General features: G+C 32.0%; 4 protein-coding genes. 3 read left to right on the top strand and 1 reads right to left on the bottom strand.

Going from position 1 to position 11,070, the window contains the following annotated elements; translation table 11 throughout:
• Positions 1-6,401: amino acid adenylation domain-containing protein (locus ACFSTE_RS02760; RefSeq protein ID WP_378297941.1), on the bottom strand; the 6,401-nt coding region annotated here is incomplete at its 3' end.
• 694 nt (positions 6,402-7,095) lie between these two features.
• Here ACFSTE_RS02760 and ACFSTE_RS02755 point away from each other — a divergent pair.
• From ACFSTE_RS02755 to ACFSTE_RS02745, 3 genes are all read left to right on the top strand, one after another.
• The gene (locus ACFSTE_RS02755; protein ID WP_378258430.1) at positions 7,096-7,395 is read left to right on the top strand and encodes a transposase; all 300 of its coding nucleotides are present in this window, start codon (positions 7,096-7,098) and stop codon (positions 7,393-7,395) included.
• Positions 7,396-8,340: 945 nt separating this feature from the next.
• Positions 8,341-9,156, top strand: coding sequence for a phosphatidylinositol-specific phospholipase C (locus ACFSTE_RS02750; RefSeq protein WP_378297939.1), 816 nt, complete (start codon positions 8,341-8,343; stop codon positions 9,154-9,156).
• 335 nt (positions 9,157-9,491) lie between these two features.
• Complete coding sequence (locus tag ACFSTE_RS02745) at positions 9,492-10,865, top strand: phosphatidylinositol-specific phospholipase C domain-containing protein (RefSeq protein ID WP_176027720.1); 1,374 nt, start codon at positions 9,492-9,494, stop codon at positions 10,863-10,865.
• Positions 10,866-11,070: the final 205 nt, after the last annotated feature.

Here is an 11,070-nt window from a genome sequence, read left to right as displayed (position 1 = left end):
ACATATATCAACTGATCTGGACTTATTTTAACCTCTGGAATCGATACACTTTGTCCTTGTAATATTTGTTCTCCTTGATCCAGTAAAACAGAGGTCTTTACCAGCTTGTTTTCTTTGAAGAGGTGTAATACATCAGAATGTGTGACAACCAAACTCGCATTTGTATCTTGTAAAATAAAATCAATACGCTCCTGTGGGTATGAAGGATCTATCGGAACATAAGCCCCTCCTGCCTTGATAATTCCTAAGATACCAACTACCATGGCTAATGACCTATCAATACATATAGGAACTAACGTCTCTTTTCCAATTCCTTGTTCTATTAAATAATGTGCTAGCTGATTCGACCTCTCTTCTAACTCCCTATAGCTCATTGTAGCTCCTTCAAACTCTAAAGCAATAGCCTCTGGAAATGCTTTAACCTGATCTCTAAACAAGTCTATAACTGTCTTATCACTAGGGTATGATACTTCCGTGTTATTAAAAAGAGTTAGTAATTCCTCTTTTTCTTCTTTACCTAAATAGGTTAACTCTCCTAAAGTTTTTACTCCACTTGTAATACTACTTAATAATTGATAAATGTGTTTTTCAATCATTACTACCACATCATCGGGTAGTATCGTATTATTATAAGTCAGCTTTATTGATATTCCTTCTTCTGTATCAAAAACACAGAGCGATAATGTATAATTTGTGTTTTCTTTACTTTCTATGTTTTTTATGGTTAAATCAAAAGAAGTACTATCCAAATTTTCTATCGGATAATTTTCAAAAACCATAAGGGTATCAAAACAAGGACTCGATACAACAGACTGCTTTTCTATCTCTAGCAATGATAAATAACCATGATCCTCTCTTCCTATTGTGTGACCTCGCTGTAATTCTTGTAACCAATCTACAATATTTGCCTGACTTTCTATATGACTACATACTGGAATAGTATTTATATATAATCCTACTTTGTCTGCAATTCCTTCTACATCAGAATTCCTACCTGATATTGTTGCTCCAAAAGTAACAGCTGAAATCCCTGTATACTTAGATAACAAATAACTCCATGTCCCCTGCAATACCGTGCTAGTGGTAATATGGTTCTGTTCTGCAAAACTATTTATCTGATTACTAACTTCTTTAGAAATTAATAAAGTCCTCTCTGAGTTCCCAAATGTTTTATTTCTTTCTGAAACATTCCCTGTAAAAGGAAGATAAGTAGCTTGCTCTATACCCGAAAGATATCTTCCCCAATAAGCTAGCCCTTCAGTTCTATTTTGACTATTTATATAATCTATATGAGAACGATAATTATCCGTACTCAATACTGTCAACTCTGTACCATTTACCATTTGCTGGTAAACTTCTATAAAATTGCTCATCAACTTGGCAAATGACCAACCATCCCATAATATATGGTGATTAGTAAAAACCATACGAACTGTATCGGAATCTACCTTAAATAGTGTTATTCTGAAAAGAGGTTCCTTCTCAAAATCAAAATTTGTCTGTTTGTCTTTTTCCAAAAATGATTGAATCGCTACTTCTTTCTCCCCTGCTGAATAGGACGTATAATCATACATCTGAACAGGTAGTTCCATTGACTCATATACACATTGTACGGGAATAGCTAATTCATTGGCATAAATACAACTTCTTAAAGTACTGTGTCCGTCCATTAAGACCTTCCAACTTTTCAGAAAAGAATCTTTTGAAAAATTACCTGCTAGATCACAGTGAAATTGAACCAAATAAGCCGTATCCTCAGGATTGTATAAACTATGAAATAGCATCCCTTGTTGTAAAGCCGTCAACGGATAAATATCCTCTATTTTAGAATTAAGTAACCTTTCTCTACCCTGCTTAAAGTTTACCAGATTCGTATAGGAAATTTTTGAAGGTAACCCATAATCTCCTGGTGTTTTTTCTCTGTCCGAAAGAACTTTACAATGATGTATAATTGATCGTAGAATCTTATCAAATTTATCGGACAACGTTTTTATTGTATTTTCCTCGTATCGATGACTATCATAACTCCAGTTTATCTCTAACTGCCCCTGAACTATAATACTATTGATTGCAATTTTATTAGGATTCTGATTTTTTAAACCAAATGCTTCTCCTGTATTTTCGTTGGATATCGATAGTAAAGAGTTCTCAGATGCATTATAATGATCAAAATCACCTAAATAGTTAAAAATAAGATCTTCATACTGCAATGACAATTCTTCTCTTATTTCTTCCTCTGACAGGTATCGCAATATTGGATAATTGATCCCTTTCTTAGGGATTTCTCTAAGGCTATCTTTTGTTCTTGAAATAAGATCTTCATAACTAACCGTGCCTGATGAAGGAACCGATAAACAAACAGGGTACAAACTAGTAAACCAACCTATTGTTCTGCTCAAATCAACATCTCTGAATAACTCTTCCCGTCCATGCCCCTCTAAACCTATAACAAACTCAGATGATGAAATCCATCCTTCCATGGTTTTTGACAAAGCACTTAATAAGATATCATTAATCTCTGTCCCATAGGCATGGTGAATCTCTTGTGTTAAAGACGTTGTATCTGCTCTAGATAATCGTGTTTGAATTGTATGCGTTTGCTCATAAGTTGTCTCTATATCACTAGAAAAGTCAACAGGTAAAGGTCTATACTTAGACAGCACTTCTTTCCAATAACTATATTCTAATTGTGTGGATGGTAAAACGGCATACTCTTGTAATTTTTCTGTCCACTGACGATAAGAAGTCCCTTTTGCCGGTAAAATAGTTGAACCCTCTATAGCCTCTTTAGATAATAAAACCTCTAAATCTTCAAGTAAAACTCGCCACGAAATACCATCTATGGCTAGGTGATGAATGGTTAAAAATAATCTATTCTTCTTTTCTGTATGTGGCGTATGAATCAGTAATGCTCGTAAAAGATCCCCTTCTTTGATATTTAATTCTGATTGATAGCTATTACATAAATCAGGTATTTCGGATAATGATGTAACACTACATGCTGATGGCTTTCCTATAAAATTACTATAACGCTGTTCTACCCCTTCTAAGGAGAAATCATACTTTAAACGTAAGGCATCATGATGATGAAATAATTGAAGAAAACATACTGCTAACCTATCAATAGATATAGACTTAGGAATTGTAAGAATAAGTGATTGGTTATAATGATTCGATGCCTTATAATCTTGTTCAAAAAAGTAATGTTGGATAGGATGCAAAGGTACCTCTCCTGATAAAAGCCCCTCTTCTGTTACCGTATCAAAAGCCAACTGTAAATTCGAACAAATACCGGATATTGTCTGATAATCAAAAATATCTTTAACCTGATAGTGTATGTCTAATGATTTACTTTTACTAACTAACTGAATCGCTTTTATAGAGTCCCCTCCTAATTCAAAGAAATTATCCTCAACCCCTATTTTTGCTATACCTAAAAGCTCTTCCCAAACTGATACTAATTCTTTTTCTTCTTCCGTGGTTGGAGCTACATAGTTGTTAATCCTACTAAAAGAAGTTTCTGGTGCTGGTAATGCTTTCTTATCTATCTTCCCATTATGTGTCAAAGGAAAGTCATCTAAGAAAACATAAACCCCGGGAACCATATAATCAGGAAGCTTTTCTGACAAATAACGCTTTAACTCCTGATGTTCAATATCGTCCGATAAAACTGTTTTGATATAAGCAACTAATCGCTTATGACCACTATTATCAGGTATAGCTACTACTATAGATTGCTGGATACTTTCTTTGGTGGCTATGATTGATTCTATCTCTCCTAATTCGATTCGGTAACCTCGAATCTTTACCTGATTATCTTTCCTTCCTATAAACTCTAAGGTGCCATCGGGTAGCCATCTGGCTAAGTCTCCCGATTTATAAACCCGTTCTCCTTTCTTAAAAGGATGGGCTACAAATCGTTCTGCCGTTAAATCCGGACGGTTTAAGTATCCTCTAGCTAATTGAGTACCTCCTATATATAATTCTCCTGTGACTCCAATCGGTAATAGTGATAAGTCTTCCGATAAGACATAAACAGAAGTATTAGGAAGTGGAGAACCTATAGAAATATTATCTACTTTTTCTTCAAAATTAGTTGTACTGTAATGCGTACTGTATATTGTCGCTTCTGTTGGTCCATAAACATTTTCTACAAGCGCACTTATATTTAATTTATTGTATTTTTTTACCATATTAGCAGGTAATACTTCTCCTGCTACATGAAAATACTTTAAAGAGGGCAATTTTAGTTCTTTATATGTACTAAGCTCTTCTAAAAGAATTGAAAACATGGAAGGAACAACATTTACATGTGTTATTTTATGCTTTTCTATCCTATTTAAGATTCCATGCCTTTCTTTTTCTACTCCATTTGGAAGAATTACCAAATTCCCTCCTCCTTTTATCCAACCAAATAACTCATGGACAGACACATCAAAAGTATAATTGGTTTTTAGCAGAATTTTATCTCCTTTATTAATTGGGTAAACATCTTGTATATTACACAAAAATGAGTTTAATGACTTATGCGCTATCATCACCCCTTTAGGCGTTCCTGTAGTTCCAGAAGTGTATATTATATATACCAACTGATCTGGACTTATTTTAACCTCTGGAATCGATACACTTTGTCCTTGTAATATTTGTTCTCCTTGATCCAGTAAAACAGAGGTCTTTACCAGCTTGTTTTCTTTGAAGAGGTGTAATACATCAGAATGTGTGACAACCAAACTCGCATTTGTATCTTGTAAAATAAAATCAATACGCTCCTGTGGGTATGAAGGATCTATTGGAACATAAGCCCCTCCTGCCTTAATAATTCCTAAGATACCAACTACCATGGCTAATGACCTATCAATACATATAGGAACTAATGTCTCTTTTCCAATTCCTTGTTCTATTAAATAATGCGCTAGCTGATTCGACCTCTCTTCTAACTCCCTATAGCTCATTGTAGCTCCTTCAAACTCTAAAGCAATAGCCTCTGGAAATGCTTTAATCTGATCTCTAAACAAGTCTATAACTGTCTTATCGCTAGGGTATGATACTTCCCTGTTATTAAACTTTTCTAATAACAGCTTTTCCTGATTTTTTGGTACAATTGAAACACTAGTCAATAATTCATTTAAATTACCCTCAAACTGTCTCAAGACATGGAACAAACTATTAATTAATCCTTCAATATCTTCTTGATTAAAATATGCCTCCTGATAATCCACTTGTAATTCTAAAGGGTGATTTTTTCCATAATCACACCAGCGGATCGATATTGGCGCTTCTAAATTAGATACACTAGTCAAGTGTTTAGTAACAACAGTCACCCCAGAAGAAAGCTCTTCCAGAAAATCAAAAGGTTCGTAATTCACAACAATATCATATAATTGATGCCTATTTTGCTTCATTAAACCAAGTTCTCGATTTAAATGAGAAATAGGGTATCTACGATGCCTATAGTCTTTTCGTTGAGTTTGTTTTATTGTTGTTATTAACTCTAATAATGTTTGAGTTTCATCATATTCTCCCTTGAATGGAAGTACAGAAGAAAACATACCTACCATTTTTCGTTCCTCTCTGCTTCCTCTGTTATGTATTGGTACCCCAAAACAAAAAACATCATTTTTAGTACTTTTACCAAAGTATATAATTAATGAAGCCAAAGTAAATTGTTGTAAACTAACTTTTGTACTCTTTACTAATTTTTCATATAGAGATCTATCCGATTCTGGAATAGAAAAAGAAATGCGTTTTCCTCCAGTATTTTTTCTCTTTTTTGAATGATTTAGAAGTGAATTCGGGATGTTCTCATACTTTGTCTTCCAAAAGTTCTTATCATTTATATAGTCCTCTGATTTATGATAATTCGAACTTCTTATAACTGCATCATAGTATAAGGGTATCTGCTTATCTTCAATTTTCTCTTTCCCTATTTTTTGCCTATCATATTCCTGAACTATATAATTATTTTTAATCATAAAACTGTATCCATCAACCAATAAGTGGTGAAAGCACATAAACAACCAATGTTCATCTTCAGCAATTTCTATAAGAGTGTACCTATATAAATCATCAGTATATATATTAAATGCTGCATTAAATTGATTTTGCATCCAATTTTTTGCTGTTTTTTCAGGATTTTTTTCTCTTGAAAAATTTAGCTCATTTACATGAATTTTATCAACTTTTTCTTTTAATTGAAACTGAGGAATTTCTTTATCTAAATCAAATTCGAAGTTAAAAACGTCAAATTTATGAGGTAATTCTTGAATAATTTTTATTAATAATTTAGTTTCAATACCTCCCTTTAGAGAGATATAACCTCCTACATTATATAAAGAACTTTTATTATTTATTATTTGTCCGTAGTATATTTCTTGCTGCGCAAGGTGTATTTCGTTTTTCAATATTTTTGATTTTAAGAATTTCATATAATGACTGAAAATACATATCTGACCCTGATTAAATTCTATTAAAATTTTGGTAATAAAATCTTAATTTATCTAGCCTTTTGAACGGTTCCGTAAATTTTAGATTAGAGAGAATTTACTATTTAAAAAAAGACATGTAAGAACAATCACATTATGAAGGAAATAGAAGAAAATCTAATTTATTAACTATCATCTCCAATCTTACTATTGCGATCAGAGGAAACCACTTTAAATTGTTTCTGCGAGACAAACCTTGGGGGTAATTAACCTCATAAAATAAAAATCAGACAAAATTGTCTCGCTCGAGAAAAAAACACCCTGAAAGTAGCGGGAACAGGACTCGAACCTGTGACCTTCGGGTTATGAGGGCGAAAATCACACCCTTAAATACCATAATTATCAATGTTTCGTATTTTTAAAAATTGTAAAAACATGTAAAAAAAGCCCCACCTAAAGATCTAAAAGGAATCTTCTTTTAATTTTAAAAACTATGTCGTTATAGGTATACAATAATACTGCACTCTAAATGATTTTAGCACCACTAATTTGTAAAATAAAAAGATAAAACAAAGCTATCTAAAACCAAATAAGATAACATGACCATTTTGAAGTTGTTAGATTTACTGGCACAATAAGTTAAGCTCATTTTTATCTTAAATAACTTAGCAAAATGAAACGAAGAAAACTCAGTAAAGAGTTTAAAATTAAAGCAGTAGAATTGAGCAATGTTCAAGGTAACACCAAAGAGATTGCCATGGAGCTGAGCATCAGTTCAGATCTCATTTACAGGTGGCGTAGAGAGTTAGAACTTCATCCTGATTTAGCATTTAGTGATAACGGAGTTAAACAATTAACAGAAGATCAAAAAGAGTTAGAGCAATTACGTAAACAACTCAAGGATGTCACCATGGAAAGAGATATCTTAAAAAAGGCCGTGAGCATCTTCTCCAAGAGCGATCGGAAGTATTGAAATTTATCAAAGATCACAATAGAAAATATCTGATTGGGAAGATGTGTAACGTTTTTTAAAATTAGCAAGAATAGTTCTTACTGGAGTAAGAATTATATTCCATCAGATAGAGATGGAGAAAAGGTATGTTACTTTCTGATATTCAACGTATTTGTAAGCGAAGTAAATCTACTTAGGTAGTCCTAGAATTACAGAGGAACTCAAAGCAAAAGGGTTTAAGGTATCTAGACACAGAGTAGTCGATTGATGAGAAAATATGGGATTAAAGCAGTTAGTAAAAAGAGATTTATTGTCACAACAGATTCTAAGCATCAATAAAAAGAAAAATTGACAAGTCTACTCAGTTAATATAAACCATACAATTCTTTAATTCAAAAATCTTCAAAACAGACAAATCAGACTAAACAAAAAAGCACCTATCTAAGGCGTTTTAAAAAAGTTACATTATAAAACCAGAATATATCGAGGGGGTAAAATCACTTCTTACATATTAAACGAAACAAGCTTACCTTCAAAACAAAATCAAAACAAAGCAACAAAAAAACAATAAAAAAACAATAAAAAGCTATTTAATTAACACAAAAATCAAACAAAAGCCATAAAATAGATTATTTGTAAAAAACAATAAAGAAAAAGTTAAAAAACACAAACAATAGTTAAAAAAATATGAAATAAGATCTAAAAAAGGAAGAATATCCTTTTTATAATTACATTCGATCTCATGATCACACAAAAATAAAACCTTAAAAAAACAATTTATGAAAACCAATTTTATCACTAAGGCAATTTTGGTGATAATAGTATTCTTATTATCTCAATCCTGTGAAAAGGATGATGAAGTAGACTCCATTATTTCTAATTCCTCACTTAAAACTAATAATATCAAAAAAAACAAACCTCATTATTCTTTATCAAGATGGATGGATGGATGAGATGCCTGGACACATGAAACTTTCTGGACTGAGTATTCCTGGAACACATGATTCTGGAGCAAGATACGATTCTCCATATTATTCTGGTACAGCAAAATGCCAAGATTTAACAATCGGAGAACAATTAAAGCAAGGCACCCGATTTCTAGATATCAGATGTAGACGTATTAATAATCGTTTTACTATACATCATGGACCTGTTTATCAAAAAATTAATTTTACAGATGTACTAGACTATTGCTATGATTTTTTAAACAAAAACCCTTCAGAGACCATTATTATGTCTTTAAAAGAAGAGCACACTCCTAGTAATAGCAATATGTCATTTGAAGCTATTTTTGATTCTTATATTAATAAAAACCCTACAATGTGGTATTTAGGAAAAGATATCCCCATATTAGAGATTGCAAGAGGACAAATTGTATTAGTAAGAAGATTTCATGCGGCTAGAACACCTAAAGGTATAGACGCTAACCCTTCTCTTTGGGAAAACAACTCCTCTTTTTTCATATTTAATGGTTCCCAAATTTTACGAGTTCAGGATGAATACGAGGTATCAGATACTCACCAAAAATGGAGTGATATAATAGGCTTATTTTCTGAAGCTCTAAATGACCGCAATCGCCACGTAATGTACATTAACTTTACCAGTGGGTATTCCGGTCTTATTCCCAATATCCCCAGTGTCGCCAATGAAATTAACCAAGAACTAACAAGTTATTTCCGTCATAGTCCACGTGGCAGATATGGATCGATCTTAATGGATTTTGCAGAAGAAAGTAAAAATAGATTAATTATTGACACTAATTTTATTAACCATAAATCGTGAGATTCGAAGACATCTTTTCAACTCATAATCATTAAAAACATATCAAATTCCAAGATTGGAATACCTGGTTTTGTTGTGACGGTTTTTAAAAGCTTTTTACTTTTAATATTAACTTATAATTGTTGCAATAATCAATTTCATTAAGAAAAAAAATTCAATCCCTTTTAAACCTAGTGGAAGAAGATTTTAATTTCTTGACTAAATAGAGGCGTAATAGATGATTTAAAACGCTTTTCAGTTCAATTACGGGAAGAAACTTTTCAATACAATATGTATGAAACGCTTAAAACACCAACTCTAAAGGAGGTCATTTATTAATTATAAAATTTTAGAACATGAAACAATTAATTTTCAAACAAGTTTTAACCATTATTCTGTTCTGTCAATCTTTATCAATTTTTAGCCAACAAGGAAATGACTGGATGAGTTATTTACATCCAGAAACTAATGTTTCTAACATAACAATTCCGGGTACACATGATACTGGAGCCTATGGAAAAGCCGATTTAACAGGGGTTCAGAATATCATTCATCACTCAACTTACATTACCCAAAATTTATCGTTTTATGAGCAATTAAATAACGGAATACGTTTTTTTGACATTCGATTGAAAGAAAGCGACTCTCATATACCTGGAGATCCTATAATTGTTCATGGTATCATAAAATTTCATACTAGATTTAAAAGAGATGTACTAAGTGCTATCAAAAGGTTTTTTAATGAAAATAAAAACGAAGCACTTATTATGACTATCCAAAGCGATCAAGGAAGTGCAAGTAAACTTGCAACTGAACTCAAAAATATAATTAAAGACCCTATATATAGTAATTTGTTTTTCACGGACAATAGACTTCCTAAACTTAAAGAATTAAGAGGTAAAATATTATTAATTACAAAAAAACTTAATCATGTACCAGGTATTCATTATAAGCATGAAGATAATGTTACTTCGGTCGCAAATACACGCAAGTTTCCATACCCAAAAGGAGCAAAACCTATATATAATCCTTATATTAAAGTTAATAATTATTATGATTTGGGTATCGATTCTTGTTTATCGTGGCCCTTTACAAATTGTGATGCAAACAAAGATCGAAAATGGGGCAGAGTCAAAGAGTTAATGCAGGAAGCCAATGATAATAGAAGTAATAATCGCCTTTATTTAAATGCTGTAAATGGTTATCTTACTAATCATCTTGTTGGCATTCCTATTCCAGAACCTGATATTACCGCAGTTTCGGACTACATGAATCCTAGAGTTAAAAATTACATGAAAGCTAATAAGGGCTTTAGTAAGAGTTATGGAGTACTCATTCTAGATTGGGTTGACTCATCTCTAATTGAGGCTATTTATAAAGTCAATTTCCACGCATGGGCTCTTAATCCAGAAATTACATTTTATAAAAAATCGAACTTTGAAGGCGATGTAATTAGAGGAAATGAGATATCTGTTAGCCTGCATCCTAATCCTGTTAAATTTCACAAGTTTAACCTTGTAATTAACACATCGATTCATGAGAAGTTAGAATTAAAAATATATAACTCATTAGGTAAATTAGTTTACAAACAGAACCTTGGTTTGGTAGAAGAGGAGAATAAAATCCCAATTGAAACTTCTGATTTTAAAAGTAAATCAAAAGGTGTTTATTTTGTAGAGATTAAAAATTCAAAAGGAGTACGTCTAATCAAGAAGTTGTTCATTAAATAGATTATGTTTAATAGTTAACCTAACAATTTAAAGAAATTAAAAAGTAAAAACATTTGTTTTAACTTAGTGCAAACACGAAAGGTAATTTCTTTTCCCCAACCCTACTTGCCTTATACAGACCGTCGACAACAATAACAAATCTTTGAAAAATGACCTACTTATAAACAGATATAATGAATTATAAAGACATAAACGAATTGATGAT

Source organism: Aquimarina hainanensis (genome assembly GCF_042684685.1).
In the GTDB taxonomy this organism is placed as follows: Bacteria; Bacteroidota; Bacteroidia; order Flavobacteriales; family Flavobacteriaceae; genus Aquimarina; species Aquimarina hainanensis.
Note: the sequence above shows the minus strand (reverse complement) of the source record. Positions and strands in the feature narration are given on the sequence as shown.

Excerpts from the sequence above, each read along its gene's own strand:
- ACFSTE_RS02755 (WP_378258430.1), top strand. The coding sequence starts at position 7,096 with ATGAAACGAAGAAAACTCAGTAAAGAGTTTAAAATTAAAGCAGTAGAA.
- ACFSTE_RS02750 (WP_378297939.1), top strand. The coding sequence starts at position 8,341 with ATGAAACTTTCTGGACTGAGTATTCCTGGAACACATGATTCTGGAGCA.
- ACFSTE_RS02745 (WP_176027720.1), top strand. The coding sequence starts at position 9,492 with ATGAAACAATTAATTTTCAAACAAGTTTTAACCATTATTCTGTTCTGT.